The organism is Isoptericola sp. BMS4, from assembly GCF_011634835.1.
Taxonomy (GTDB): Bacteria; Actinomycetota; Actinomycetes; order Actinomycetales; family Cellulomonadaceae; genus Isoptericola.
The window spans coordinates 1012431-1038724 of record NZ_SIRP01000001.1; the positions used below are offsets into that span (position 1 = coordinate 1012431).

Below are 26294 nucleotides of genomic sequence, written 5' to 3' on the forward strand. Positions count from 1 at the left end.
TCATGCGCGGTAGGGGCGGAGCAGCTGGGCGAGGCGTGCTCGGAGGAAGGTGGCGAGCGTGCCGTCGCGGTGGATGGCCCAGCCGATCATGGCCCCGTGGTAGGTGATCTCCACGAGCTCGGCCAGAGCCCGGATGTCGGTGCTCGGCCGAAGCTCGTCGGTCTCCACCGCCTGGTGGAGTCGTTCGGTGATCTTGGCGCGGAGGCGTACCGCGCCGTCCCTGGTGGACTCGTGGAACTCGGTGTCCGCCAGGGCGATCTGAAGGAGTGAGACCGAGTTGGCCATCTCCTCGGCGGTCGTCTCGTCGTCGACCGTGTGCACCAGTCCCGCGACGAGCCGGTCGAGCACGGGGCCGGCGACGGGAGCCTCGTCCATCCCGTCCACCCATCGTTCGACGGCCCACCTGTCCGCGGCGAGGAGGAGCGCGCGCTTGGAGCCGAATCGCTGCACCAGGGTCGATGCGGACAGTCCGACCTCGAGGCCGGCAGCGGCGAGGGTGAAGCGTTCGGGTCCGATGCGCTGGACGAGGCGGTGAATCGTTGCCAGGACCTCGGTGTCGTCGATGGTCTTGGTGCGAGGCATCAGCTGACAGGGAAGCGGTAGACGGACTGGACGGCGCCCTCGGCCGTCGTCGTCGACTCGACCAGCTCGGCGCGCAGTGGCCCGGGCGTGCGCCCGAAGAGCGGGATCCCCTCCCCGAGGAGAACGGGCACCCGCGTGATCGTGAGGTCGGACAGCAGTCCGGCGGTGAGGAACGTCTGCACCGTCCTCCCTCCGTCCGCGTAGGCGCGGTTCGCTCCGGTCTCGGAAAGTGCTGAGCGAAGGGAGCGGAGATCGGGGTGAACCGTGACGCGCGAGCGCCCCATGTCCTGGTGCCGGCCGGCAGGCAGGCTGGTGGAGAGGACGTGGATCGGTGTGCCGCGGTAGTAGTCCGGCGCAGACCTTCGCATCGTGTCGTAGCTCTTGCGCCCCATCGCCAATGCGTCCATGGAGGCGAAGAAGGTGTCGAAACCGGTGTTGTCGAACACCGTCAACCAGTCGAGCTCACCGTGAGGGCCGGCGATGTACCCGTCGAGGCTGCAGCCGAGGAAGGCGTGGAACGTCGTCATGGCGGCCATGATAAACGAACATAAGTTTATATTCGTGACCGTCGGCGTCGCGGCGCGTCAGACGCGGCGGCGGAACGCCACGACGGCGAGCGTGCCGAAGACGAGCAGGAAGCCCGCGCTCCAGGCCAGCGACGCCGCGACGGGGCCGGCGACGGGGCCGCCGAGCAGCAGGCCGCGGCACGCCTCGATGACGTGGCTGACCGGGTTCACCTCCGCCCAGGCGCGCAGCCAGTCCGGCATGGTTCCCGCGGGCGCGGCCATGCTGGTGCCGAACACGAGCGGGAACGGCAGCAGGAACCCGACCGTGGACACCAGCGTCTCGTCGCGCAGGAGCACGGCGACCAGCACGGTCAGCCAGCTCAGCGAGAACCCGAACCCGATCGCGAGGCCCGTCGCGGCGAGCGCCGAGCCGAAGCCGGTCTCGACCCGGAACCCGAGCGCGTACCCGACGCCGAACAGCACGACCACGGCGACGACGTAGCGGATCGCGTCGGCGAGCACCGAGCCGAGGAGGATCGACGTCCGGGGGACCGGCATGCTGCGGAACCGGTCGAACACGCCCTTCTTCATGTCGACGACGATGTGGAGCCCGGTAGCGACCTGCCCGGCCAGGACGGTGGTGAGCACGAGGATCCCGGGGAACAGGTACTGCAGGTACTCCTGGGTCGACCCGGCGACGGCGCCGCCGAACAGGTAGACGAACAGCACCAGGAACAGCACCGGCAGGATCAGGGCGTCGAGCAGGACACCGGGGTTGCGCCGCGTCTTCGTGAGGCTGCGGCCGGCGAGGGCGAGGCTGTGCCGCAGCAGCGGCCAGGGCCGGGGCGTGGGGGCGCCGGGGCCACCGGCGACCCTCGACCGGCCGGTCGCCGCGGTGGACGTGCTGGTCATGAGTCCTCCTGTGTGGTCGTGGTGCGTCCGGCGTCGTGGCCGGTGAGCGTGAAGAAGGCTTCGTCGAGGCTCGGCAGGCGCAGGGCCAGCTCGGTGACGTCCATGCCGGCGCGCTCCAGCTCGCGCACGATGCCGGCGAAGGCCCGCCCGTCGTCGACCGGCGCGGTGACGACGCCGCCGCGCGACCGGTCGACCGGGTGACCCGTGACGCGCCGGACGACGTCGGCGGCGTCGGCCGTGCGCGCGGGGTCGCGGGGCCGGACGACGACCGTCTGCCCGCCCACGTGCTGCTTGAGGCCGGCGGGGGAGTCGTGGGCGATCACGCGCCCCTGGTCGATGACGGTGATCTCGTCGGCGAGGGCGTCCGCCTCCTCGAGGTACTGGGTGGTGAGCAGCACCGTCGTGCCGTCGTCAGCCAGGGAGCGGATGGTGCGCCACAGCTCCTCGCGCTTGCCGGGGTCGAGCCCCGTCGTGGGCTCGTCGAGGAAGAGGACGCGCGGGGCGCCCACCAGGCTCGCGGCCAGGTCGAGGCGCCGCCGCATGCCTCCCGAGTAGGTGGAGGCCCGCCGCCCGGCGGCGTCCGCGAGGCCGAACCGGTCCAGCAGGCGCGCGGCTCGGTCGCGGGCGTCGGGGCCCGTGAGGTCGAGCAGGCGGCCGAACAGCACGAGGTTCTCGGTGCCGGTGAGGTCCTCGTCGACGGTGGCGTACTGGCCGGTGAGCCCGACGATGCGCCGCGCCGCGACGGGGTCGCGCAGCACGTCGACGCCGTCCACCACGGCGCGCCCCGCGTCGGGGCGCAGCAGGGTCGCGAGGATCCGGATGGCCGTCGTCTTACCGGCGCCGTTGGGCCCGAGGACGCCGAGCACGGTGCCGGGCCGCGCCTGCAGGTCGACGCCGTCGAGCGCCGTCGTCCCTCCGTACCGCTTGACCAGGCCCTCGGCCTCGAATGCGGGCCTCATGCGCCCATCTCCGGCGTCCGTGCCGCGACCTCGTCACGCGGAGCGACGTCGAGACCGCCGCGGAAGAGGCGGTCCGGGTCGTAGGCGCGCCTGACGGCGCGCAGCCGGGCGAGCGTGGCGGGCGGGTAGGCCGCGCGCACGTCGGCGTCGGTCGCGGACCCCTGGAAGTTGGCGTACGCGCCGGTGCCGTGCGCGGCCACGGCGTGCCAGTCGGCGAGGGCGTCGTCGACCGCGTCGTCCGTCGCGTCGGCGGGCAGCATCGCGGCGCCGACCACCAGCGCCTCGGCGTCGCGGTGGGCGAACGCCGTCTCGTCGGGCAGCAGCCGCGAGACCGCGCCGCCCAGGGCGCGCAGCGCCAGGGCCATCGGCCGGTCGCCGGCGAGCACGGCGGCCAGGTCGGCGGCGACGGCGTCGTCCAGGGCGGGCACCAGGACGTTGCGCGCGACGACGCGCGCCCCGGGCGCGTGGCCGCCGGTGTCGAGGACGTCGGCGAAACCGACCGTGGCGACCGACGAACCGGTCACCGTCCCGATCCCCAGCAGGGGCTCCACCGCCCGGTCCGCGGCCGCGGGATCCTCGTGCGCGGCGCACAGCAGCACCGTCGCCGACGCCGGGGCCCCGTGCATCGCGGGCACGAGCACCAGGGTGCTGCTGAGCTCCTCGGGCGCCGCCCGCATGACGTCGCGCCAGCCGCGCACGAGCGCGGCGGCGTCGTCGGGCGCGTACGACACGCTGCCGAACCGCACGTCGCCGACCCGCTGTGCCACGAAGTCGAAGGCCGTCACGACGCCGACGCCCCCGCCACCGCCCCGCAGCGCCCAGAACAGCCCGGAGTGCCGCTCGGGGCTCGTGACAACCTCCCGGCCGTCGGCGGTGACCACGCGGGCCGCGACGAGGGAGTCGACCGTCAGCCCGTGCCGGCGGACCATCCACCCGATGCCGCCGCCCAGCGTCAGCCCGCCGACGCCGACGCTCGCGGTGTCGCCCGTCGTGAGCCCCAGCCCGTGCGGCGCCAGCGCGGCGGCGACCCGGCCCCAGGTCGCGCCGGCCCCGACGCGCACGACGCGCCGGGCGGGGTCGACGACCTCGACGGCGTCTAGGTGCGCCAGGTCGAGGACCATGCCGCCGTCGTTCGTGCTGTGACCGGCCATGCTGTGCCCGCCCGAGCGCACCGTCAGGGTCAGGCCCGCGAGCCGCGCGTGCCGGACGGCGCAGGCCACCTCGCCGGTGTCGCGCGGCCGCACGACCAGCGCCGGGCGCCCGACCTTCCCGGGCGTGGTGCTCGCCGCGGCGTAGCCGTCGTCGCCGGGCAGGAGCACCTCGCCCAGCCCGGGGCCCGGGGCCGGGGCGCTCGGTCGTTCTGCGGTGCGGACGGTCCTGGTGGGGTGCGGGACGCTGCGGTTCATGCTCGGTCACCTCCGTGGTCGGCGTGGCCCGGCCGCGGCGGCCGTGCCCTGACCCTCCCGATCCTTCGCGGCGCCCGGGCCGGCGTCGTCGTCCGCGCGGAGTCACCTGGGCCTACCGCCGGGGCGGCAGCGGCCCCGGCGCCTACCGCGCGGGGAGCAGGCGGGACCTGCTCCCGGTGCGGGACGCGCCCGGCGCCACGGCCTCCTACGCTGTGGACCGTGCGGACGGATCGAGGCTGGCGACGCTTCTACGCCACGGGGTGGCTGATCTCCCTGGGGGTCGGCGCGGTGGCCTTCGCCGTCTGGCAGGCGTACGTGCGCGAGGTGGAGCAGCGCGCCGAGGAGGCCGAGCGCACCCGCGACGAGACCGCACGCCGGCGTGCGGTCGAGGAGCGGCTGCGCATCGCCCGCGAGCTGCACGACTCGCTCACCCACAGCATCTCCGTGGTCACGGTGCAGGCCGGTGTCGCCGTGCACCTGGCTCGCAAGCGCGGCGAGGAGCCGACCGCGGCCGTGCTCGCGATCCAGGAGGCCGGGCACGACGCGGCCCGGGAGCTGCGCTCGACGCTCGACGTGCTGCGCCGCGACGACGGTGCGGACGGCGTGGGGCTGGCCCGCCTCGACACCCTCGTCGAGCGGGTCCGTGCCTCCGGCGTCCCTGTCGCCGTGACGGTGACGGGGGAACGCCGCCCCCTGCCGCCCGACGTCGACCGCACCGCGTACCGCGTGGTGCAGGAGGCGCTGACCAACGTGGCGCGCCACGCCGGCGACGCGTCCGCGACCGTGCGTCTGGCCTACGGCCCCGGCGTGCTCACCGTGCGGGTGGACGACGACGGGCGCGGCGCCGGGCGCCCGCCGACGCCGGGGCACGGGCTGACCGGGATGCACGAGCGCGTGACCGCCCTGGGTGGGCGGCTGACCGCCGAGCCGGGCGAGACCCGCGGGTTCTCCGTGGCCGCCGAGCTGCCGCTCGCGCCGGAGGCGCGCTCGTGACGACCGTGGTGCTCGTCGACGACCAGCCGCTGATCCGCTCCGGTATCCGGGCCCTGTTGGAGGCCGAGGACGACATCGACGTCGTCGGCGAGGGCGGCACGGGGCACGACGGCGTCGACCTCGCCCGGGAGCACCGGCCCGACGTGGTGCTCATGGACGTGCAGATGCCCGGCCTCGACGGTATCGAGGCCACCCGGCGGATCGTGGCCGACGACGCCCTGGCCGGCACGCACGTGGTCATGCTGACGAACTACGGCGTCGACGAGTACGTCTTCTCCGCGCTGCGCGCCGGCGCCAGCGGGTTCGTCGTCAAGGACACCGAGCCGGCCGACCTCCTGGCGGCCGTGCGGGCGGCGGTGCGCGGCGACGCTCTGCTGTCGCCGGGGATCACGCGCCGGCTCATCAGCGAGTTCGTGGCCCGCCCGCCGGACGCCCTCGCCGTCGCCGGGCTCGAGCTCCTCACGCCCCGGGAGCGGGAGGTCGTGGCGCTCGTCGCGCACGGGCTGTCCAACGACGAGATCGCGGAGCGCATGGTGCTCAGCCCGCTCACGGCCAAGACGCACGTGAGCCGCGCCATGACCAAGCTCGGCGCCCGGGACAGGGCCCAGCTCGTGGTGCTCGCCTACGAGTCGGGCCTCGTGACCCCCCGCGCGTCCTCGTAGGGGCGCCCCGCACACCGTCGGCGTGCGGGGCGCGGTCCGGGACCCTCAGGAGAACGTGCCCGGCACCTGCCGGACCGTGACGTTGAGCCGGTTGTAGACGTTCACCATCGAGATGTGCAGGACGAGCGCCGCCAGCGCCTCCTCGTCGTAGTGGCGGACGGCCTCGTCCCAGACGTCGTCCGGCACGCGGTCGCTCCGGTCGGCGATCCGGGTGACGGACTCGGCGAGGGCGAGGGCGGCGCGTTCGGCGTCGTCGAAGCGTGGCGACTCCGGCCAGCCGGCCAGCACCGCGAGCTTGTCCACGTCCATGCCGGCCTTGCGGGCGGCGCGGGCCCCGAAGTCCAGGCACCAGGCGCAGCCGTTGATCTGGCTCACGCGCTGGTGCACCAGCTCCAGCGTCTCGTCGGGGACGCCGTGCCCGCGGGGCGCCTGGCCGAGGGCCTGCATCGGGCTCAGGACCTCGGGCAGGTAGGTCGCGGGGCTCTTCATCCGTGCGGTCATGGATCCTCTTTCGCCGGGCCGGCGGGTGCCGGTCCCGTCCGCTCACCGTGCCGACGACGCGCGGGCGGGAAACGTGACGGGGCGTCGCCGCACGCCGTCCACTAGCGTGGCGTCATGGCGGCGACGACGAAGGACTCGACGTTCTGGCGGCTGCTCTCCGAGCAGGTGGGCCACGAGCTGGCGGCGCACCAGCAGTACATGGCGATCGCCGTGTGGTTCGACGGCCACGACCTGCCCCGGATGGCGGCGCACTTCTACCGGCAGGCGCTCGAGGAGCGCAACCACGCGATGATGATCGTCCAGTACCACCTGGACCGGTCGCTGCCCGTGGCGATCCCGGGCACCCCGGAGGTGCGCAACGACTTCGCGGACGTCGTGGAGCCCCTGCAGCTCGCGCTCGACCAGGAGCAGCAGGTCACCGACCAGATCCAGGCGATCTTCCGCGCGGCGCGCGACGAGGGCGACGTGCTGGGCGAGCAGTTCCTGCTCTGGTTCCTCGAGGAGCAGGTCGAGGAGGTCGCCGCGGCGAACACGCTGCTCACGGTCGCCCGGCGCGCCGGGGACAACCTGTTCGACCTGGAGAACTACGTCGCCCGGGAGGCGATCGGCGACGGCGGCGAGTCCGCGGACGCCCCGAAGGCCGCCGGCGGCGCCCTCTAGCCTCACCCTGCCCGCTGTGGGTACGACGATGGCGAGGAATCGGGCCCGATTCCTCGCCATCGTCGTACCCACAGCTGTGGGTACGACGATGGCGAGGAATCGGGCCCGATTCCTCGCCATCGTCGTACCCACAGCGACCGGGCGCGGTCAGTAGATCGTCCGCCCGCGGGCATCGAGGATCCCGGACTTGCGGAAGAAGTACGTGGTGAGCTGGTCCCGCCACTCGACCGCCGAGCGCAGCTGCTCCGCGAGCCGCTCGCGCACACGGGCGGCGACGTCGTCCGGCACCTCGCCCGCGACGTCCTCCCAGCGCCGGACCATCGCCTCGACACGTTCGACGCCGGCGAAGTGCGTGTCGTAGACGTGCTGGATCACCGTGGACCCGCTGTGCAGCACGTGCGTGTACGGCACGTGGTGGAAGAACAGCAGCAGCTCGTCGGGGCAGGTCTCCACCGACTCGTAGACGTCGCGCCACGGCGCCGGGTACTGGCCGGTGTACCCCGTGCCAGTCGCGCGGGTGCGGTCCACCCCGACCCCGTCGCGGTCGGCGAAGTGGTACGTGCCCCAGGGGGTGTACTCGTACCCGTCGACGTCCGGCCCGTAGTGGTGGCCGGGGCGCACCATGAAGCCCACGCCGAGCGGCGCCGTGTACAGCTCGTAGGTGGCCCACGAGTCGTCGAGGATCGTGTGCAGCGTGGAGCGCAGGAGCGTCGACGCGTCGGGGAAGGTCTGCGTGATCCACTCGTCGAGCACGTCGAGCGCGTCGAGGGTCGGATCCCAGGTCAGGCGTCCGTACGCGTAGAGGTTGGCCTGGGCGAGCGGGTGCCCGGTCCAGAAGCGGTCGCCGCCGACGTTCGAGACGGCGGCGAACCCGCCCGAGGCGGCGACCTCCTCGGCGAGGGCGGGCGTGTCCTCGCCGCGGAACCGGAACCCCAGGACCTCGGCCCACGCCGGCCCCAGGTAGACGGCGTGCCGCTGCTGGCCGGTGTACTCCTGGGTGACCTGCAGCTCCAGCGCGACCCGCGTGCGCGGCATCGCCGCCAGCACCGGCGAGACGGGCTCGCGCACCTGGAAGTCCATCGGGCCGTGCTTGACCTGCAGCACGACGTTCTCGGCGAACCGGCCGTCGAGCGGGGCGAAGTGGTCGTACGCGGCGCGCGCCCGGTCCGTGGACCGGTCGCGCCAGTCCTGGCGGTGGTCGTAGACGAACGCCCGCCAGTGCACGAGCCCGCCGTGCGGGGCGACGGCCTCCGCCAGGAGGTTGGCCCCGTCGGCGTGGTCGCGGCCGTACGCGAACGGGCCGGGCTGGCCCTCCGAGTCCGCCTTGACGACGAACCCGCCGAAGTCGGGGATCAGCGTCCAGACGGCGGCCGCGGCGTCCCGCCACCAGGTGCGCACGTCGTCGTCGAACGGGTCGGCGGTGGGCAGGCCCCCGAGCGTCATCGGCGCCGCGAAGCTCACCGCCAGGTGGGTGCGCACGCCGTACGGGCGCAGCGCGGCCGCGACCCTCGCGACCTCGGGCAGGTCGTCGGTGAGGAGGCGCGCCTCGCGGGCGTGCACGTTGACGTTGTTGATGCAGGCCCGGTCGACGCCGACGGAGGCGAGGAGCCGTGCGTACGCCGTGGCGCGGGAGAGGTCGGTGCGCACCCCGCCGTCGTCGTAGAAGATCGATCCGCCCGCGTAGCCCCGCTCCACCTGGCCCATCACCGGGTGCACGTCGACGTTGTCCCAGTGGTCGAGCATCCGCAGCGCCGCCGCCGGGGCGTGCGTCTCGTCGGCGTCCGGGGCCGCGAAGGCGGACTCCTCGAGCCGGACGACGTGGAAGAACCCGTGCAGCAGCGACGTCGCCGTCACCGCGGTCACCGTGACCTTGCCGTCGGTGCGCCGCAGCCGGAACCCCTCGACCGCGCCGTCGGGCTCCGCCTCGGGGACCTCGGGGTCGGTGAGCAGGAGCACGAGGTCCGGTGACTCGTCGGCGGTGACGACGGCGCCGCCGTGCGCGATCGTCGCGGCGGTGATCTCGCCGTGCAGCGCCTCGAGCACCTCGGCCGGTCCGTCGGGCCCCGGGGGCGGCACGCGGCCCGGGTCGGACAGGTCCGCGAGGGCGACGCGGCGCCGGCCGACGGCGGCGAACACGGCGTCGGGGAGCCATGCGGGGTGCGGCGCCGGGAGCGCGGTGGCGTCCTCGGCGTCCTGGGTGACGTTGTCGACAGCAACCATGGTGTCCTTGGGGGTCGTTCGGGTCGGGCAGGGGTCCGGGGCGCCGCGGCGTCCGGGACCCCACCGTCTCATTCCAGCAGGCCCAGCATCTGCGGGATCCCGAGGGAGAGGGCCGGGACGAAGGTGATGGCGAGCAGCGCGAGGACGAGCCCGACGAAGAACGGGACGAGCCGCGGCACGATCCTCTCGATCGAGACGCCGCTCACGCCGCTCGCGACGAACAGCACCGACCCCACCGGGGGCGTCATGGTGCCGATGCACAGCGCGAACACGAGGATCATGCCGAAGTGGATCGGGTCCACGCCCACCTGCGTCGTGATCGGCAGGAAGATCGGCGTGAAGATGAGGATCGCCGGTGTGATGTCCATGAACGTCCCCACGACCAGCAGGATGACGATCATCAGCAGCAGGATCAGCACCTTCGAGTCCGCCGCCGACAGCAGCGCGTCGGTGATGGCCTGCGGGATGCCCGTGAACGCCATGACCCACGACATCGCCGAGGAGGCCGCGATGAGGAACATCACGACGCCCATCGACACGACCGTGCTGACCACCACCTCCTTGAAGCTCGCCCACGACATGCTGCGGTAGACCAGGGCCAGCACGAGGCAGTAGACGACGGCGGCGGCCGCGCCCTCCGTCGCGGTGAAGACGCCGGCGACGATGCCGCCCACGACCACCACGATGAGCAGCAGGCTGGGCACGGCGCGCAGCAGGACCCGCAGCGCCTCGCCGGCCCCGACCCGCGACCGGGTCGTGTAGCCGCGGCGCCGGGCGTAGACGAACGCGATCGTCATGACGACGGCGCCCATGAGGATCCCGGGCACGTACCCGGCCATGAACAGCGCCGAGATGGACAGGCCACCCGCGACGGTGGAGTAGACGATCGCGGCCGTCGTCGGGGGGATGAGCAGGCCCGTCGACGCCGACGCGATGTTCACCGACGTGCTGAAGGCGGGGTCGTACCCCTCCTCCTTCTGCCGCTTGGTCAGCGTGCCGCCGATCGCGGCGGCCGACGCGACGGCGGAGCCGGACAGCGACCCGAAGAGCATGTTGCCGAGCACGTTGGTGTGCGCGAGCGACCCGGGCACGCGGCCCGCGAGGACGAGCGCGACGTCGATGAGGCGGCTCGCGATGCCGCCGTTGTTCATGATGTTCCCGGCGAAGATGAACAGCGGCACGGCGAGCAGGGTGAAGCTGTCGATGCCGGACGTCATCTGCTGGCCCGTGATGAACGTCGAGTCGTCCCACGGCATGAACACGATCGCGGTGAGGAACGCGGCGACCCCCAGCGAGACGGAGATGGGGACGCTGGCGAACAGCAGGACGAAGAAGACCCCGAACAGCACGAGGGCGGCGAGCAGAGGTTCCACGGGTCAGCTCCCTTCGGTCTCGGCCGGGGGCTCGGACACGTGCTCGGTCTCCGAGCCCGTGAGGTCCTCCCAGAGGTTCATGGCCTGCGCGGCCGTGATGGCCAGGCCGCTCAGGGGCACGATGAGGTAGACGAGGCCGCGGGAGATGCCCAGCAGCGCGGAGTAGTCGTTCCGGGCACCGATCGCGAGCATCACGCCGCCGACGCCGAGGACGAGGACCGCGAAGAGCAGGACGAGGACGTCGGCGCCCACGGTCACGCCCTGCCGCGCCCGCGGCGCCAGCCGGTCGCGCACCATGAACAGCGCCATGTGCTTGCGGTGCACGAAGGCGTAGGAGGCGCTGAGCAGCGAGGTCCAGATCAGCAGGTAGCGGACCACCTCTTCGGTGAACGCCGTCGGGGCGCCCAGCACGTAGCGGGTGAAGACCTGGACGAGCACCAGGACGGTCATGGCGACCAGGAGGATCCCTGCGGACCAGGCGAGGGTCCCCCCGAGGAGTCCACGTGCTCTCGCGAGCCGTGCGTGCGTGGTCATGGTGGTCGTCACTCCTTGGCCTCGTCGATGGTGGCGAGGAGCTCCGCGACCTCGGGGTACTCCTCGGCGTACTCGTCGACGAGCGGGCGGGACATCTCGCGGAAGGCCTCGACGTCGACGTCGTCGACGAACTCGACCCCCATGTCCTCCGCGTCGGCGACGGCCTGCTGGACGCTCTCGTCCCACGCGACCTTGTGCTGCTTGGTGGAGCGGCGCGCGGCCGCGGTGATGAGCTCCTGGTCGGCGGGCGTGAGCGTGCGCCAGGTGTCGCTGCTCATGACGAGCATGTCGGGGATGCGGGTGTGCTCGTCGCGGGAGAAGACCTTCGCGACCTCGCCGTGGGCGCTGTCGGTGAGCGCCGTCTCGTTGCTCTCGGCACCGTCGATGAGGCCGGTCTGCAGGGCGGTGTAGATCTCGCCGAACCCCATGGCGACGGGCGCGGCCCCCAGCACCTCCATCAGCTGGGTCTGCGACCGCATGTCCTGCACGCGGATCTTGAGCCCCCGCAGGTCGTCGGGGGTCCGCACGGCGGTGTGGGCGGTGTAGAAGGAGCGCGCTCCCGAGGTGTAGTACGTCAGGCCGACGAAGCCGTCGTCGACGCTCGACCGGAAGAAGTCCGCCATCTCGGGGGAGTCCATCACCCGGTAGTACTCCTCCTTCGACTCGAAGATGTACGGCAGGCCGAAGGTGTGGTACGCGGGGCTGTCGTTCGCCAGGCTGGGCGCGGCGACCCGCGCCATGTCGATGACGCCCTGGTTGAGCTGGGCGATGACGTCCGGTTCCGAGCCGAGCTGGCCGTTTCCGTAGATCCGCACGACGATCCGGCCGTCGCTGCGTTCCTCCACGTCCTCGGCGAACGCGGCGAGCGCCTTCGACGTGACGTGGGTGTCGCCCAGGCTGTGCGCGAGGCTCAGGACGAGGGGGTTCTCCGCGGTGGCCTCGGCGCTGGTCGCCGGGGGACCGGAGGCGGGCGCGCAGGCGGCCAGACCGGTCGTGAGCAGCACCGTCGCGAGGACGGCGAGCAGCTTCTTCATGGTCCTGCTCCTCACATGCCGATCATGTCGAACTGGGCGAACGAGACGGTGACGCGCTGGTCGTCGTCGGTCCGGGGGATCTTGACGAGGACGGCGCCGCGTGCCGGGTCGTAGTGCCAGCCCCGCTCGGCGTCCTCGAACCGCCGGTGGTACAGCACGTGGGGGAGGCGCTCGCCGTCGACCTCGACCCAGTACGGAGCCCGGTCGGGGCTGACGACGTCGAGCAGGACCCGGCGGACCGGGCTGCGGAAGGACCCCCGCCGGGCGAGGTCGATCGTGACCTGCTCACCGGCGCGCATCGTGACCTCCGTGCGCAGCAGGTCGCCGTCCTCGTGGGCGCGGGTGAGCCCGTCGTCCTCGTAGAGCACGAACGTGCCGTCGCGGTCGGGGGCGCACAGCAGGTGCAGGTCCGTCACCTCGTCGCGGGTAAGGCTGGTGAGCTCGTTCCCCGCGAGCGGGACGATGCCGCCGCCGCGGACGAACATCGGGATCGATCCGAGGTCCACGGGCAGCTCGACGCTCTGCCCGCCGGAGTACCGGCGTCGGGTCCAGAAGTCGTAGAACACCTCGCCCTCCGGCAGGCGCACGGTTCGCGTCGTCGCCCCGGGCGTGAGGACGTTCGCCACGAGCAGTGAGTCGCCGAGCATGAACTCGGTCGAGTTCTCGTCCGACCCCGGGTCGTGCTGGAAGGCGCTGACGAGCGGCTCCATGAGCGGCAGTCCCGTGTCCCGGGCGCGTGCCGTGAGCGAGTACGTGTACGGGAAGAGCCGGTAGCGCAGCCGGATCGCGTCGCGGATCGTCCCGGTGTGCTCGGGGTACATCCACGGCTCGGTGACGGTGTTGTCCGAGTTCACCGAGTGGATGGAGAAGCGCGGCTGGAAGACGCCGTGCTGGACCCAGCGGACGAACAGCTCGGGCTCCGGCCGCGGGCCGTGGAACCCGCCGATGTCGCACCCCTGGTGCGGGACGCCGGACAGGCTCATCCCGAGGATCGTCGCGACGTTGTGCCGCAGCGTCTCCCAGGACGTCGAGTTGTCGCCGGCCCACGTCTGCGCGTAGCGCTGGATGCCGGCGTGCCCCGAGCGGCAGACGATGTACGGGCGGGCGTCGGGCGAGTGCTCCGCGATCGCGTCGCGGGTGACGTGGCACATGAGGTTCGCCATGACGGTGCGCAGCCCGTGGATGGTGCCGCCCGTGCCGTCGAAGTCGACCCGGGAGTCGGCGTCGACCAGGCCGTCGTACTCGCAGTTGTCGTTCCACACCGACGTCGTGCCCTGGTCGAGGACGGCGGCGGTCAGCCAGCGCTTCCAGTGCTCGCGCGCCTGCGGCTTCGTGAAGTCGACGAAGCTGCCGGGCCCGCCCCACCAGGCGCCCGTCGCGGGGCCCTCGCCGTGCCGTGCCTGGGCGTCGGTGCTGCGGCCCACGAGGACGCCGGCGTCGGCGACCTCGTCGAGGCGCGGGTGCACGTCCAGGAGGGCGGGCTTGACGTTCGGCGACACGGTGATGCCGCGCTCGGTCATCGCGCGGAAGAATCTGGGCGGGTCGGGGAACCGGTCGTCGTTCCAGGTGAAGACGCAGCGCTTCGGGCCCGCCGGCGTCTCCTGCGTGGTGTACCCGGAGGAGAGCTGGAAGCCGTCCACCGGGATGCCCTCGGCCCGCGCGATGTCGATGTAGTCCGTGATCGCCGTGTCGCAGTCGGCGTCCAGCTCCGCGTAGTACATCGAGGAGGCGAGGTGGCCGAGGGCGTACTTCGGCAGCAGCGGCGGCCGGCCGGTGAGGTCCGTGTAGCGCCGGACGACGTCGCGCATCGCCGGCCCGGCGATCAGGAACAGGTCGATGTCGCCGCCGTCGGCCCGGTAGCGGCTGTGCGGCTCCCAGTAGTTGCTCTTCTCGCGGCCCAGGTCGAAGTCGCAGGCGTGGGTGTTGTGGTAGAAGTACCCGACCGCCGTGCGGGTGCCGCGGTCGAGCCGCAGGTAGAACGGGATGTGCTTGTACAGCGGGTCCGTCTCGCGGGCGTCGTAGCCCATGGCGTCCTTCGGGCTCATCGTGACGAGCTTCTGCGCCTTGTTCAGCGGACCGGTCGTCTCCCCGAAGCCGTAGTAGGCGTCGTCGGGGGACGCGGCGCTGGTGTGGATCCGGCGCCCGTTCGGGTCCTGCAGGTAGCCGATCCCGGCCACGTCGGAGTGCAGCAGGCTCCCCTCGTCGTCCCAGACGCGGATCCGGAACGGGTCCTTCTCGACCTCGACGCGCAGCGCGCCGCCGGTGAGGACGGCCCGGTCGCCGTCGTCGACGAGCTCCACCGGCGGGGGCGTGACTCGGCGGCGCTCGGCACCCATGAAGGCGTCGAGCCGGTCCGGCCAGGCCGTGGTGACCAGCGTGTACGACTCCTCGGCGAAGTCGCCGTCGAAGCCCGCGCGGATGCGCAGGACGTGGTCGGTCATGAGCAGCAGCCGGATCTCGACACCGTCGGTGCGGATGCGGACCCACCCGTCGACCAGCTCTACCGTCTCTGCGCGCGTCGTCGTCAGCACGTGCGATCGTCCTCCTTCGGGTCGCACCGGGTCGCTCCGTCGTCGGCCTCCGTCTCCGACGGCTGTGCCGGGCGGGGGCTGCGAGCGTCCGTGCTCGTGTCTCTCAGGTCCTGCGGGTGCCGTGCTCGTCGTGGCGCGGGCGTCGCCGGGTCGTGGTCGGTCGGGTCAGGTCGTGCGAGGTGCGGCGGCGGCTCAGCCGCGGCCGGGGGTGGTGCGGCGGAACGCGTCCCAGACGCCGAGCAGGTACTGGGTGCCCAGCGCCCGGTCGTACAGGCCGTAGCCGGGGCGCGGCCGGTTCGTGGTGTTCTCGTCCCACAGGTGGCGGCCGTGGTCGGGGCGTACGTAGCCCGTGTACCCCGCCTCCGCGTAGGCGCGCATGACCTCGACCGTGTCGACGTCGCCCTCCTCGGCGCGGTGACCCACCTCGGTGAAGTCGCCGTTCGGGAGGTGCTTGACGTTGCGCACGTGCGTGAAGTGGATGCGGTCCACGAACCTTCGCACGGTGTCGGCGGCCTGCGGGGCCTGCGCGGGGTTCGCGGAGAAGCTCCCGAGGCACAGCGTCAGCCCGTGGTACGGGCTGGGGTGCAGGTCGAGGACGCGGGCGAGGTCGTCAGCCGTGGACACGACGCGGGGCCAGCCGAAGACGTCGAACGGCGGGTCGTCGGGGTGGACGCCCAGCTTGACGCCGGCCTCCTCGCAGGCGGGGATCACGGCGTCGAGGAAGTACCGGTAGTTCGCGTACATGTCCTCGTGCGTGACGCCCTCGTACGCGGCGTTGAGCTCGGTGAAGCCCGCGAGACGCTCGGGCTCCCAACCGGGCAGCGTGAGACCGCCCGACCCGGACTCCATGTCGGCGATGAGGCTCTCGGGCGTCATCTCGTCGACGACCGCCTTCTCGAAGTAGAGCGCGGTCGAGCCGTCGGGCAGCGGGCGCCACAGGTCGGTGCGCAGCCAGTCGAAGACGGGCATGAAGTTGTAGCAGACGACCTTGACCCCGGCGCGGCCCAGGCGCCGGATCGTGGTCACGTAGTTCTCGATCGCCTCGTCGCGGCTGCGCCCCAGCACCGTGCGGCCCAGCTTGATCGACTCGTGCACGTTGACCGACTCGACGACCTCGGCGTCGAACGTGCGGGTGACGCCGCGGGCGCGCGCCTCGTCGGTCAGGCCGGTGATCCGCGCGACCTCCGCGTCGATCTCGGCCTGCTCCCACACCTCGCCGGCCTGCTTGTGGTGCAGGCTCCACACGATCGTCTCGACGCCCGGGACCTGCCGGACCTGGTCGAGCGTGACCGTGTCGTTCCCCTCGCCGTACCAGCGGAAGCCCATCTTCATCGTGAAGTCCTTCGTTCGTTCCGGTGTGGCGTCAGGGGCGGGGGTAGGCCGCCAGGGGGAGGCGGTAGGCCAGGTCGGCGGCGACCTCGTGCGCCTCGTCGAGCTCCAGGCGGTGCTCGAGCACGAGCCGGGCGAGGTACCCCGCGTCGACGCGGCGCGCGAGGTCGTGACGGGCCGGGATCGAGCAGAACGCGCGGGTGTCGTCGACGAAGCCGCTCAGGTTGCTGAAGCCGGCCGTCTCGGTCGCACTCTCGCGGAACCTCCGCATGGCGTCGGGGGCGTCGAGGAACCACCAGGGGGCGCCGAGGCGCAGCGCCGGGTACACCCCGGCCAGCGGGGCGAGCTCGCGCGAGTACACGTCCTCGTCGATGGTGAACGCGATCATCCGGAAGCTCGGGTGGTGGCCGAACGCGTCGAGCAGGGGGCGCAGCGAGCGGGTGAACTCGGCGGCCACCGGGATGTCGTACCCGCGGTCGGGGCCGAACGCCGCGAACGGGGCGCTCGCGTGGTCGCGCAGGACGCCGGGGTGCAGCTGCATGACCAGCCCGTCTTCGGCGGACATCGCGGCCATCTGGAACAGCATGTGGCCGCTGAAGGCCTGCGCCTCGGCCGCGGTGACCCGGCCGGCGAGCGCGGCGTCGAAGACGCGGCGCGCCTCGCCGTCGTCCAGCGGCGTGGTGTCCGCGAGGAGGTGGCCGTGGTCGGTGGCGCGGGCGCCCGCCTCGACGAAGCGCTGCCGCTGGGTGCGCAGCGCGTCGAGGTAGGCGTCGTAGGTCGTGACGTCGGTCCCGGCGGCCTCCGCGAGGCGGGCGACGTCGTCGCGCCACGTCGGGCGGTCGAGGTGCAGCAGCGGGTCGGGCCGGAACGTCGGCAGCACCCGCTCGCCGTAGCCGTCCGCGGCGAGCTTGGCGTGCTGGTCCAGGGGCGACCAGGCCGGGTCGGTGGTCGCGATGACCTCGATGCCGAAGGTGTCCAGCAGCGCGCGGGGGCGGAAGCCCGGCTCGGCGATGCGTGCCGCGACCTGGTCGTAGATCGCGTCGGCGGTCTCGGCCGACGGGCGCTGGGTGACCCCGAAGATCTCGACGAGCGCGTGCTCCAGCCAGTAGCGCGTCGGGGTGCCGCGGAAGTGCTTCCAGCCCGCGCAGAAGCGGCGCCAGATCTCCCGCGGGTCCGTCTCCACGGGCTCGTCGGCGGTGGAGCCGACGCCGAGGCGGGGCAGCGTCTCGGCCTGGGAGACGAGCATCCGCGTCAGGTAGTGGTCCGGGACGACGAACAGCTGGGCGGGGTCGCCGAACGACGAGTCCTGCGCGAACCACTCGACGGGCACGTGCCCGTGCATGGACACGATCGGCAGGTCGCGCACCGCCGTGTAGAGCTCCCGGGCCACCTCGCGGGTGCCGGGGTCGGCGGGCAGCGCCCGGTCGGGGTGCAGGGTCCAGGGCTCGCTCACGTGCTGCTCCTCGTCGTCGAGTGGAAGTCGTCGATGGCTGCGAACGTTTGCATCGTAACCCGACGACCCGGGGTGTGGGCAAGGATGGCGGCTCGCCCGCGCAATAACAGGGATCTCTTGGGGTGAACAATCGCGAGACGCTGGTCCGGTCTGTGCTTCGCGCGCCCTGTGTGCCACAATGTGGCAAACGTTCGCGCGGTCGACGACGCTGCCGAAGCCCGGAGGAGGGTGCCCGCATGGTCACGGTGCACGACGTCGCGCGCGCCGCCGGCGTCTCCATCTCGACGGTATCGCGAGCCCTCGCCTCGCCCGAACGGGTCGCCGCGCCGACCCGGGAGCGCGTCACCGCGGCCGCGCGCGAGCTCGGCTACCGGCCCAACCGCGCGGCCTCCGGCCTGCGTGCCGGACGGACCGGCGCGCTCGGCCTCGTGGTTCCCGACCTGGCCAACCCGTACTTCGCCGCCGTGGCCAAGGGTGCGCAGGCACGCGCCCGGGAGCGCGGTCTCGGCCTCTTCGTCGTCGACACGGAGGAGGACCCGCGGCTCGAGGTGGAGTCCGTCTCGGGGCTCGCCCCGCAGACCGACGGTCTCGTGCTGTGCTCTCCCCGCGCCGTCGACCGGTCCGTCGAGGCGCTCGGCCGTCGTCCCGTCGTCCTCGTCAACCACCACGTCGCCGGCCTCACCTCCGTCGTCGTCGATCACGCGACCGGGATGCTGCGCGCCCTGGAGCACCTGCGCGCCCTCGGGCACCGGCGCGTCGCATACGTCGGCGGACCGGAGCGGTCGTGGTCCGACGCGCGTCGCCGCGAGGGACTCGCGGCCGCGGCCGAGCGCCTCGACGACGTGGAGGTCGTGGAGCTCGGCGCTTTCCGCCCCCAGGTGTCCGGCGGCCGGGCCGCCGCCGACCTCGTCGTCGCGACCGGCGCGACGGCCGTCGTGGCGTTCAACGACCTGGTCGCCGTCGGCCTCGTCGAGCGGCTGCGCGCCCGCGGGCTCGACGTCCCCGCGGACCTGTCCGTCGTGGGCTGCGACGACGCCTACGTCGCCGAGCTCGTGACGCCTCCGCTGACCACCCTGCGCTCCGACCTGGCCGACGTCGGCCGGGTCGCCGTCGACCGGCTGTCGGCCCTCGTCGGCGCGCCGCCCGCGGCGGGCGGCCCCGAGACCGAGGAGGCGCGCGCGGTCGAGCTCGTCGTGCGCTCGTCCACGGCGCCGCCGCGCTCCACCGGCCCGTCGTCCCCCTGACCGTCCCGACCCGTACGACCACCGTCCGGCGTCGACGCCGGACCGACCGGAGGTTCTCCCCGTGACCGACCGACTGCACCGCGACACCCTCCCGCCGCACGTCACCGCCCCGGTGACGCCCGACCAGGTGGGGGTGGTCCACCTCGGCATCGGTGCCTTCCACCGGGCTCACCAGGCCGTCTTCACCGAGGAGGCCGCGCGGGCCACCGGCGACCTGCGCTGGGGGATCCTCGGCGTGACCCAGCGCTCGGCGTCGGTGCGCGACCAGCTCCGCCCGCAGGGCGGCGTGTACGGCGTGCTGACCGCCGGCGTCGACGGCACGTCGCTGGGCCTGGTGGGGTCGGTGCTCGACGTCGCGTGGCCGGCGGAGGAGACGCCCCGCGTGCTGGACGCCATCGCCGCGCCGTCGACCCACGTGGTCACCCTGACGGTGACCGAGAAGGGTTACTGCCGCGCCGCCGACGGCGGTCTCGACCTCGACCGCGTGCGGCCCGACCTCGACGCCCTCGCGGCCGAGCAGGCCGGTACGGGCGCGGGCGGCGCCGGGCAGAGCGCGATCGGCCTGCTGGTGCGGGGCCTTGCCGCACGGCAGCGCGCCGCCGCGGCGGCGGGGGAGGGGCGGCCCGTCACCGTGCTCACCTGCGACAACATGGTCGACAACGGGCGGGTGCTGCAGGGCCTCGTGCGCCAGGCCGTGGACGCGGCGCTCCCCGGCGCCGCCGGCGACGCCCTGCGTGCCTGGCTCGACGACGACGTGGCCTTCCCGTGCTCGATGGTGGACCGCATCGTGCCGGCGACGACGCCCGCGCAGCGCGACGCCGCGCAGGAGGAGCTGGGGGTGCGGGACGAGGGGCTCGTCGTCGGCGAGCCGTTCCGCCAGTGGGTGATCGAGGACCGGTTCGCCGGCCCGCGCCCGCCCTGGGAGGCCGCGGGGGCCACGTTCACGGCCGACGTCGCCCCCTGGGAGCGGGCCAAGCTGCGGATGCTCAACGGCACCCACTCGCTGCTCGCGTACGCGGGCCGGCTCGCGGGGCACGCGACGCTCGCGGAGGCCGTGTCCGACCCGGAGCTGCGGGCACGTGCCGAGGCGTACATGTTCGGCGACGCGCTGCCGACCCTGACGCCGCCCGACGGCGCGGACCTGCGGGCCTACGGCGAGTCGCTGCTGGAGCGGTTCGCCAACCCGGCGACGGGCCACACCACGGTGCAGGTGTCGATGGACGGCACCCAGAAGATCCCGGTGCGCTGGGGCGGCGTGGCGGCGGACCGCCTGGCGGCGGGGGAGGTGCCGGCCGGCGTGGCGTACGGGCTCGCGGCCTGGTCCGAGGTGGTCCGCCGGGAGGCGGTCGCGGGCCGTGAGGTCGACGACCCCCGGGCGTCCGAGCTGCGCGCCGCCGTGGCCCGGGTGGGCGGCGGGGACGCCGCCGCGGCCGCGCCGGACCAGGTCGCGCGGGCCCTCGTGGCGCTGCCCGGTCTTCTGCCGGAGCGCATCGCCGGGGACGCGCCGGCCCTCGCCCGCCTCGTGGACACGGTCGTCGCCGAGGTCGACCGGCTGGCCTGACCCGTGCCCGCCGTCCGGCGTCGCTGTTCGTCGGGATCCGAGGCCCGGATCCCCACGGGCAGGGACGGCCGTCGTCCCGGCCGCTGCGTGACCTGGGGCGTTGGGCTCCGTGACCCGCGTCACGTAGCCTTCCGGGGCGCGCCTTCCGGCGCCCCGTGCTCCCATCGTCTCGGCCTGCGTTGCGAGATCGTGACCGGCGGATCGGGGCAGGGGGGTGGACAGCGCTTCCCGATGGTGCTTATTGTATCGATTCAGTCGGTGGCCGTGAGGGTGCTCGCAGTCGAGCCCAGCACCGACGCCGAACGAGCGAGGAGGCTCCGATGAGGATCACGCGCAAGGCTGCCGGCGCTGTCGCCGCGTCAGCGACCATCGTCCTGGCCCTGACCGCCTGCGGGCAGGGCGGCGGCACCACGGCGGAGCCGGGCTCCGGCGAGGAGCTCAGCACCGACGAGGACATCACGATCTCCCTGGCCTGGTGGGGCGAGCCCGACCGGGCCTCGATGTACGAGGAGGCGGTGGACCTCTTCGAGTCCGAGCACCCCAACATCACGGTGCAGACGCAGTTCCAGGACTGGGACGCGTACTGGACCGCCCGCGCCACGGAGGCCGCCGGCGGATCGCTGCCGGACGTCATCCAGATGGACCTGTCCTACCTGCGCCAGTACGGCGCCACCGGTCAGCTCCTCGACCTCGAGGGGCAGGTGGGCGTCAACCTCGACGTCGAGGGTGTCGACGACGCGCTGCTGGAGTCGGGCGCCATCGACGGCGCGCAGTACGGCGTCCCCACGAGCACCAACACGCTCGCCACGTTCTACAACGCCGACCTGCTGACGAAGGTGGGGGTCGAGCCGCTGGCCGAGGGGTACACCTGGGAGGACTACGGCGCGTGGATCCAGGAGGTGTCGAAGGCCGGCGCCGACATGGACCCGCAGCTGTACGGCGGGGCCGACTTCACGGGGACGTTCTGGTTCTTCCTGGAGTGGCTCATCCAGCAGGGCGTGGAGCCGTTCGCCGAGGACGGCACGCTGAACTTCGACGAGGCCCAGCTGACGGAGTGGCTCTCGATGGGTCAGGAGCTCCGTGACTCCGGGGCCATCTACCCCATCAAGCAGACCAAGCAGCTCGACCCGCTCGGCGGCTTCCACGTCAACGAGTCCGCGTCCGAGGTCACCTGGGACAACTTCCTGGCCGGGTACGTGGCGGAGTCCGGCGAGGACATCCAGATGCTGCCGATCCCGTCGGGCGAGAACGGGCCGCAGCAGTTCTGGAAGCCGTCGATGCTGCTGTCGGCGTCCGCGAGCACGTCGCAGCCCGCCGCCTCCGCGGCGCTCATCGACTTCCTCATCAACGAGCCGGAGGTCGGCAAGATCTTCGGCACGTCGAAGGGCGTGCCGGCCGTCCAGGCCCAGCGTGACGCGATGGACGTGGAGCCGGGCTCGGTGGACGAGCAGGTCGTGCAGTACGAGGAGGACGTCGCCGACGTCGTCACCGAGGCCGCACCCGTTCCGGTCGAGGGCTTCGGCGAGATCGAGGCCGAGTTCAAGCGCCTCGGTGAGGAGCTGCAGTACGGCAACGTCACCGTCGAGGAGATGGCCAGCCAGTGGTTCACGTTCGCGAACGACACCGTGGTCACGGAGTGACGATGGCTGTCGAGAGCTCCGCACCGACCGGCGCCTCGCCCGGGACGCGGTCCGCGTCCCGGGCGGGGGGAGGTGGCGACGCGTCGCAGCGTCGGGTCTCGCGTGCTGGTGACATTCGTGCCGGGTATGCGTTCTTGGCGACGCGTCGCAGCGTCGGGTCTCGCGTGCTGGTGACATTCGTGCCGGGTATGCGTTCTTGTCGCCGTGGTTGGTGGGTTTCGTGCTGCTGACGGCGTTCCCGATGGTGGCGTCGTTGTACCTGGCGTTCACGGACTACGACTTGTTCCACGACCCGAGCTGGATCGGGTTGCAGAACTTCCGTGATCTGTTCGCGGATTCGCGGTTCTGGACCTCGGCGAGAGTCACGGCGATCTATGTGCTGGTCGGCACGCCGATCAAGCTGGCCGCGGCGTTGGCGGTCGCGATGTTGTTGAACATGAAGCATCGGGGGCAGGGCGCGTACCGGTCGATCTTCTATGCCCCGTCGTTGATCGGCGCGAGCGTGTCGATCGCGATCGTGTGGAAGGCGATGTTCATCGACGACGGGATCGTGGACCGGATCGCGCAGGTCTTCGGTGCCCCTGCCGGGGGTTGGGTGGGTGATCCGTCCAAGACGATGCCGATGTTCATCCTGCTGGCGACCTGGACGTTCGGTGCGCCGATGGTGATCTTCCTCGCCGGGCTCAAGCAGGTCCCCGCGGAGCTGTACGAGGCCGCGGCCGTGGACGGCGCCGGGCCGGCCAGGAAGTTCTGGCGGATCACGATCCCGATGCTGAGCCCGGTGCTGTTCTTCAACCTGCTGCTGGAGACGATCGGCGCGTTCCAGGTCTTCGGGTCGGCGTTCATCATCTCCGGGGGCACGGGTGGTCCGGCGGACTCGACGCTGTTCTACACCCTGTACCTGTACATCAAGGGCTTCGCGCAGTTCGACATGGGGTACGCCTCGGCCATGGCCTGGGTCCTGGTGATCGTGGTCGGCGTGATCACCACGATCTTGTTCAAGACCTCGAACGCCTGGGTCCACTACTCCGGAGACAACCGATGAGCGCGCACACCTCGACTCCGCAGACCCAGTCCCTGTCGAATCAGGCCGCCGCCGCGCTACCCCCGGGCGCCGGAGGAGCCGGCGGGCACGACCCGAACGGTGAGGCGGCGAAGGCCGCCCGCCGGGGTGCCGCCCGGCGCCGCAAGGGCCTCAAGGCCCTGGGTTTCCACGCGGTGATGCTCGCCGCCACCGTGGTGGTGCTCTACCCCGGCGTGTGGATGCTGACCAGCTCGTTCAAGCCCACGAACGAGATCATCGGCAACATCAGCCTGTGGTCGGACAACATGTCCGTGGACAACTTCGCCACCGCCCTGTCCGGGATCGGCGGGGTCGGGTTCTGGACCTTCTTCACCAACTCGATGATCCTCGCGATCGCGTCAGTGGTCGGGGTGACGCTGTCGGCCTCGGTGAGCGCGTACGCGTTCGCCAGGATCAACTTCCCCGGCCGGGGCGTGTTCTTCGCGATCATGATCGGCACGCTGCTGCTGCCGTTCCACGTCGTGATCATCCCGCAGTACGTCATGTTCAACCAGTTCGGGATGGTCAACACCTTCATCCCGCTGCTCGCGCCGAAGTTCCTCGCCGCCGAGGCCTTCTTCGTCTTCCTCATGGTCCAGTTCATGCGCAACCTCCCGCGCGAGCTCGACGAGGCCGCCCGCATCGACGGGTGCGGCCACACCCGCATCTTCGCCTCGATCATGCTGCCCCTGATGCGCCCCGCGATCATCACCTCCAGCATCTTCGCGTTCATCTGGTCCTGGAACGACTTCCTCGGACCCCTGCTCTACCTCAAGAAGCCCGACCTGTACTCCCTACCCATCGCCCTACGCCTCTACGTCGACCAGACCTCCGTGTCCGACTACGGCGCCCAGATGGCCATGGCCGTCCTCGCCCTGGTCCCCGTGATGATCTTCTTCATCCTCTTCCAGCGCTACATCGTCGACGGCGTCGCCACCCAAGGACTCAAGGGCTGATCTTCATCCTCTTCCAGCGCTACATCGTCGACGGCGTCGCCACCCAAGGACTCAAGGGCTGACGGGCCGCACCATGGCGCACTCCTCACGACGCCGGCCCGCGCGGGGCCCCGCCGCCTCCCGGGCGGCGGGGGCCTCCGGGCCGACCCGCGCCGGCGCCGCGCTCGGGCTGCTGGGTGAGGTGCTCCTCGCCGGGGTCCTGGCCACCGTCGGGAGCCTGCTCGTCGTGACGGCCGTGCCGTCGGTGGCGGCGGCGGTGGCGCACGTGCGCCGGCATGTCGCGGGCCTCGACACAGGCGTGGGCCGGTTCGCCCGCGAGTGGTGGGCCGCCGTGCGCGCGCTCTGGATCCTCGGCGCCGGCGGGCTCGCGCTCGCCCTGCTGCTGGTGTTCGACCTGCTGCTCGCGTCGTCCGGCGTGCTCCCCGGGGCCGACGTCGTCGCCGCCGTGGTGGCCCTGGCCGCCGCGGGCGCCGTCGTCGTCCTGCTGCGCGCCGCGGGGGCCTGGTCCGACGACGAGGGCACACCGTCCGGTGCCAGGGCGCGGTCCGCGCTCGCCCGCGGCGCCGAGGCCGCCCGTGACGACCTCGTCGGGTCGGTCCTGCTCGTCGTCGCCGTCGGCCTGTGCGCCACGTTCGTGTGGATGCTGCCGGCGCTGCTGTTCGTCGTCGGCGGCCTGCTGGCGCTGGCCGTGGTCGGCGTCGAGGCGCGGCGCCGCACCCACGCCGCGGCGGACCCGAGCTCCCGCCCGCCGGGGGGCGCCTCCGGCCCGCGGGGCTGACCCCGCACCCCCCTCATCTCCCTCCGGGCACCGCCCGGAGCCCGGCGGCGCCGCCCCGGGACCCCCACCCGAAGGAGACCACCGTGCGTTCCCCTGCCCGCCGTGCGCTCGTCGCCGGCTCGTCGGCACTCGCCGTCGCCCTGCTCACCGCCGCGTGCTCCGGCGGCACCCCGTCCGGGACGGCGGCGTCGTTCGACCCCGACGAGGAGGTCACCCTCACCGTCGCGTGGTGGGGCGACGACGACCGGGCGGCGCGCTACACCGAGGCGCTCGACCTCTTCACCGAGCAGCACCCGAACGTCACCATCCAGCGCTCCTTCGTCGCGTTCGACGACTACTGGACGGCGCGCGCGACCGAGGCGGCCGGGAGCTCGCTGCCGGACGTCATGCAGTTCGACTCCTCGTTCCTGCGCGAGTACGCGGGCACCGGCCAGCTCCTCGACGTCTCGCCGTACCTGGGCGACGAGATCGACACCTCCCAGCTCGCCGACGAGCTCATCGACTCCGGCCGGATCGGCGACGCCGTGTACGCCGTGCCGACGGCCACCAACACGTTCGCGTCGTTCTACAACCCGGCGGTCGTCGAGGAGCTCGGCATGGAGCCGCCGTCCGAGGCCTACACGTGGGACGAGCTGGCCGACTGGGTGGCGAAGGCCAGCACCGCCGGGGCGGACGGCGACCCGGTGCTGTACGGGTCCAACGACTACACGGGCGTCTTCTGGGCGTTCCTGCAGCACCTGGTGCAGGAGGGCGTCACGCCGTTCACCGACGACGGGCAGCTCGGCTTCACCCGCGAGGACATGGCCGCGTGGCTGCACACCGGCGACGACCTGCGGTCGGGCGGCAGCTTCTTCCCCGTCCAGCGCCAGCAGCAGCTCGCTCCCGAGGGCGGCTTCACCGTCAACGAGCAGGCGCTCGAGATGAGCTGGGACAACTTCCTCGCCGGGTACGTCGCGTCGTCGGGCACCGACGACATCACGATGCTGCCGGTGCCGTCCGGCTCCGACGGCGAGAAGCACATGTTCGCCCGCACGTTCCAGATGGCGGCCTCCGCGCACACCGAGCACCCGGCCGCCGTCGCCGAGCTGCTGGACTTCCTGGTCAACGAGCCCGAGGTGGGGCGCATCTTCGGCACCTCGAAGGGCGTGCCGGCCACCCAGGCGCAGCGCGACGCGATGGAGATCGAGCCGGGGTCCGTCGACGAGCGCGTCGTGGCGTACGAGGAGGAGTACGCGGACCAGATCACCGAGCCGGCGCCCGTCCCCGTCGAGGGATTCGGGGCGCTGGAGGCCGAGTTCAAGCGGCTCGGCGAGGAGCTGGCCTACGGGAACGTCACGGTGGACGAGTTCGTGGAGCAGTGGTTCTCGCTGGCCGAGGACCAGCTCGGCTGAGACAGA

At 72.6% G+C, this 26294-nt stretch carries 23 protein-coding genes; 10 read left to right on the forward strand and 13 right to left on the reverse strand.

Annotation, left to right across the window (positions count from 1 at the left end):
* The 5 genes from EYB28_RS04485 to EYB28_RS04505 are packed head-to-tail and all read right to left on the reverse strand — an operon-like array spanning position 1 to position 4365.
* On the reverse strand, positions 1-582 hold the full coding sequence (locus EYB28_RS04485) for a TetR/AcrR family transcriptional regulator (protein ID WP_166845199.1): 582 nt from the start codon (positions 580-582) through the stop codon (positions 1-3).
* Positions 582-1118: a dihydrofolate reductase family protein gene (locus EYB28_RS04490; protein WP_166845201.1), complete on the reverse strand. Its 537-nt coding sequence runs from the start codon at positions 1116-1118 to the stop codon at positions 582-584. The genes EYB28_RS04485 and EYB28_RS04490 overlap by 1 nt, the downstream gene beginning before the upstream one ends.
* Positions 1119-1166: 48 nt before the next feature.
* Positions 1167-2000 (reverse strand): ABC transporter permease, encoded by an 834-nt coding sequence (locus EYB28_RS04495; protein WP_166845202.1) that lies wholly within the window; start codon positions 1998-2000, stop codon positions 1167-1169.
* Positions 1997-2959, reverse strand: coding sequence for an ATP-binding cassette domain-containing protein (locus EYB28_RS04500; protein ID WP_166845204.1), 963 nt, complete (start codon positions 2957-2959; stop codon positions 1997-1999). The genes EYB28_RS04495 and EYB28_RS04500 overlap by 4 nt, the downstream gene beginning before the upstream one ends.
* The gene (locus tag EYB28_RS04505) at positions 2956-4365 is read right to left on the reverse strand and encodes an FAD-binding oxidoreductase (RefSeq protein ID WP_166845206.1); all 1410 of its coding nucleotides are present in this window, start codon (positions 4363-4365) and stop codon (positions 2956-2958) included. The genes EYB28_RS04500 and EYB28_RS04505 overlap by 4 nt, the downstream gene beginning before the upstream one ends.
* Positions 4366-4584: 219 nt before the next feature.
* On the opposite strand from EYB28_RS04505, the gene EYB28_RS04510 reads away from it, so the two are divergent.
* Complete coding sequence (locus tag EYB28_RS04510) at positions 4585-5358, forward strand: sensor histidine kinase (protein ID WP_205710839.1); 774 nt, start codon at positions 4585-4587, stop codon at positions 5356-5358.
* Positions 5355-6020 carry a response regulator transcription factor gene (locus EYB28_RS04515; protein WP_166845209.1) on the forward strand — a complete coding sequence of 222 codons (666 nt, stop codon included), beginning with the start codon at positions 5355-5357 and terminating at the stop codon, positions 6018-6020. Before EYB28_RS04510 ends, EYB28_RS04515 begins: the two co-directional genes overlap by 4 nt.
* A 45-nt stretch (positions 6021-6065) precedes the next feature.
* On the opposite strand, the gene EYB28_RS04520 is transcribed toward EYB28_RS04515, so the two are convergent.
* The gene (locus tag EYB28_RS04520) at positions 6066-6521 is read right to left on the reverse strand and encodes a carboxymuconolactone decarboxylase family protein (RefSeq protein WP_166845211.1); all 456 of its coding nucleotides are present in this window, start codon (positions 6519-6521) and stop codon (positions 6066-6068) included.
* 114 nt (positions 6522-6635) lie between these two features.
* On the opposite strand from EYB28_RS04520, the gene EYB28_RS04525 reads away from it, so the two are divergent.
* On the forward strand, positions 6636-7181 hold the full coding sequence (locus EYB28_RS04525; protein ID WP_166845213.1) for a ferritin: 546 nt from the start codon (positions 6636-6638) through the stop codon (positions 7179-7181).
* A gap of 147 nt (positions 7182-7328) precedes the next feature.
* Here EYB28_RS04525 and EYB28_RS04530 read toward each other — a convergent pair whose 3' ends face one another.
* From EYB28_RS04530 to uxaC, 7 genes are all read right to left on the reverse strand, one after another.
* The gene (locus tag EYB28_RS04530) at positions 7329-9401 is read right to left on the reverse strand and encodes an alpha-glucuronidase (RefSeq protein WP_166845215.1); all 2073 of its coding nucleotides are present in this window, start codon (positions 9399-9401) and stop codon (positions 7329-7331) included.
* A 68-nt stretch (positions 9402-9469) separates the two neighbouring features.
* A complete protein-coding gene (locus tag EYB28_RS04535) occupies positions 9470-10774 on the reverse strand; it encodes a TRAP transporter large permease (protein WP_166845217.1) in 1305 nt (434 codons plus the stop codon).
* 3 nt (positions 10775-10777) lie between these two features.
* Entirely contained in the window at positions 10778-11308 is a 531-nt protein-coding gene (locus EYB28_RS04540) for a TRAP transporter small permease (protein WP_166845219.1), read from the reverse strand.
* Positions 11309-11316: 8 nt separating this feature from the next.
* Positions 11317-12342 (reverse strand): TRAP transporter substrate-binding protein, encoded by a 1026-nt coding sequence (locus tag EYB28_RS04545; protein ID WP_166845221.1) that lies wholly within the window; start codon positions 12340-12342, stop codon positions 11317-11319.
* Positions 12343-12353: 11 nt separating this feature from the next.
* Positions 12354-14873 carry a TIM-barrel domain-containing protein gene (locus tag EYB28_RS04550; RefSeq protein WP_166845223.1) on the reverse strand — a complete coding sequence of 840 codons (2520 nt, stop codon included), beginning with the start codon at positions 14871-14873 and terminating at the stop codon, positions 12354-12356.
* A 192-nt stretch (positions 14874-15065) separates the two neighbouring features.
* Positions 15066-16205: a mannonate dehydratase gene (gene uxuA, locus EYB28_RS04555; protein ID WP_166845225.1), complete on the reverse strand. Its 1140-nt coding sequence runs from the start codon at positions 16203-16205 to the stop codon at positions 15066-15068.
* A gap of 31 nt (positions 16206-16236) precedes the next feature.
* Positions 16237-17655 (reverse strand): glucuronate isomerase, encoded by a 1419-nt coding sequence (uxaC, locus tag EYB28_RS04560; protein WP_166845227.1) that lies wholly within the window; start codon positions 17653-17655, stop codon positions 16237-16239.
* 236 nt (positions 17656-17891) lie between these two features.
* On the opposite strand from uxaC, the gene EYB28_RS04565 reads away from it, so the two are divergent.
* From EYB28_RS04565 to EYB28_RS04595, 7 genes are all read left to right on the forward strand, one after another.
* A complete protein-coding gene (locus EYB28_RS04565) occupies positions 17892-18899 on the forward strand; it encodes a LacI family DNA-binding transcriptional regulator (protein WP_166845229.1) in 1008 nt (335 codons plus the stop codon).
* Positions 18900-18960: 61 nt separating this feature from the next.
* A complete protein-coding gene (locus tag EYB28_RS04570; RefSeq protein WP_166845231.1) occupies positions 18961-20460 on the forward strand; it encodes a mannitol dehydrogenase family protein in 1500 nt (499 codons plus the stop codon).
* Between the two features lie 320 nt (positions 20461-20780).
* A complete protein-coding gene (locus EYB28_RS04575) occupies positions 20781-22100 on the forward strand; it encodes an ABC transporter substrate-binding protein (protein WP_166845233.1) in 1320 nt (439 codons plus the stop codon).
* Between the two features lie 175 nt (positions 22101-22275).
* On the forward strand, positions 22276-23145 hold the full coding sequence (locus tag EYB28_RS04580; protein ID WP_166851680.1) for a carbohydrate ABC transporter permease: 870 nt from the start codon (positions 22276-22278) through the stop codon (positions 23143-23145).
* Positions 23142-24119: a carbohydrate ABC transporter permease gene (locus tag EYB28_RS04585; RefSeq protein WP_166845235.1), complete on the forward strand. Its 978-nt coding sequence runs from the start codon at positions 23142-23144 to the stop codon at positions 24117-24119. The genes EYB28_RS04580 and EYB28_RS04585 overlap by 4 nt, the downstream gene beginning before the upstream one ends.
* Positions 24120-24192: 73 nt before the next feature.
* Positions 24193-24897 (forward strand): hypothetical protein, encoded by a 705-nt coding sequence (locus tag EYB28_RS04590; protein ID WP_166845237.1) that lies wholly within the window; start codon positions 24193-24195, stop codon positions 24895-24897.
* A gap of 83 nt (positions 24898-24980) precedes the next feature.
* Positions 24981-26288, forward strand: a complete 1308-nt coding sequence (locus EYB28_RS04595; RefSeq protein ID WP_166845238.1) for an ABC transporter substrate-binding protein — start codon at positions 24981-24983, stop codon at positions 26286-26288.
* Positions 26289-26294: the final 6 nt, after the last annotated feature.

Bases quoted from the DNA above. Each gene is read 5' to 3' on its own strand.
- EYB28_RS04500 (WP_166845204.1), bottom strand. From the start codon at position 2,959: ATGAGGCCCGCATTCGAGGCCGAGGGCCTGGTCAAGCGGTACGGAGGG.
- EYB28_RS04525 (WP_166845213.1), top strand. From the start codon at position 6,636: ATGGCGGCGACGACGAAGGACTCGACGTTCTGGCGGCTGCTCTCCGAG.
- EYB28_RS04485 (WP_166845199.1), bottom strand. From the start codon at position 582: ATGCCTCGCACCAAGACCATCGACGACACCGAGGTCCTGGCAACGATT.
- EYB28_RS04585 (WP_166845235.1), top strand. From the start codon at position 23,142: ATGAGCGCGCACACCTCGACTCCGCAGACCCAGTCCCTGTCGAATCAG.
- EYB28_RS04505 (WP_166845206.1), bottom strand. From the start codon at position 4,365: ATGAACCGCAGCGTCCCGCACCCCACCAGGACCGTCCGCACCGCAGAA.
- EYB28_RS04565 (WP_166845229.1), top strand. From the start codon at position 17,892: ATGGTCACGGTGCACGACGTCGCGCGCGCCGCCGGCGTCTCCATCTCG.
- EYB28_RS04490 (WP_166845201.1), bottom strand. From the start codon at position 1,118: ATGGCCGCCATGACGACGTTCCACGCCTTCCTCGGCTGCAGCCTCGAC.
- EYB28_RS04540 (WP_166845219.1), bottom strand. From the start codon at position 11,308: ATGACCACGCACGCACGGCTCGCGAGAGCACGTGGACTCCTCGGGGGG.
- EYB28_RS04530 (WP_166845215.1), bottom strand. From the start codon at position 9,401: ATGGTTGCTGTCGACAACGTCACCCAGGACGCCGAGGACGCCACCGCG.
- EYB28_RS04590 (WP_166845237.1), top strand. From the start codon at position 24,193: ATGGCGCACTCCTCACGACGCCGGCCCGCGCGGGGCCCCGCCGCCTCC.
- EYB28_RS04545 (WP_166845221.1), bottom strand. From the start codon at position 12,342: ATGAAGAAGCTGCTCGCCGTCCTCGCGACGGTGCTGCTCACGACCGGT.
- EYB28_RS04495 (WP_166845202.1), bottom strand. From the start codon at position 2,000: ATGACCAGCACGTCCACCGCGGCGACCGGCCGGTCGAGGGTCGCCGGT.
- EYB28_RS04520 (WP_166845211.1), bottom strand. From the start codon at position 6,521: ATGACCGCACGGATGAAGAGCCCCGCGACCTACCTGCCCGAGGTCCTG.
- uxuA (WP_166845225.1), bottom strand. From the start codon at position 16,205: ATGAAGATGGGCTTCCGCTGGTACGGCGAGGGGAACGACACGGTCACG.
- EYB28_RS04575 (WP_166845233.1), top strand. From the start codon at position 20,781: ATGAGGATCACGCGCAAGGCTGCCGGCGCTGTCGCCGCGTCAGCGACC.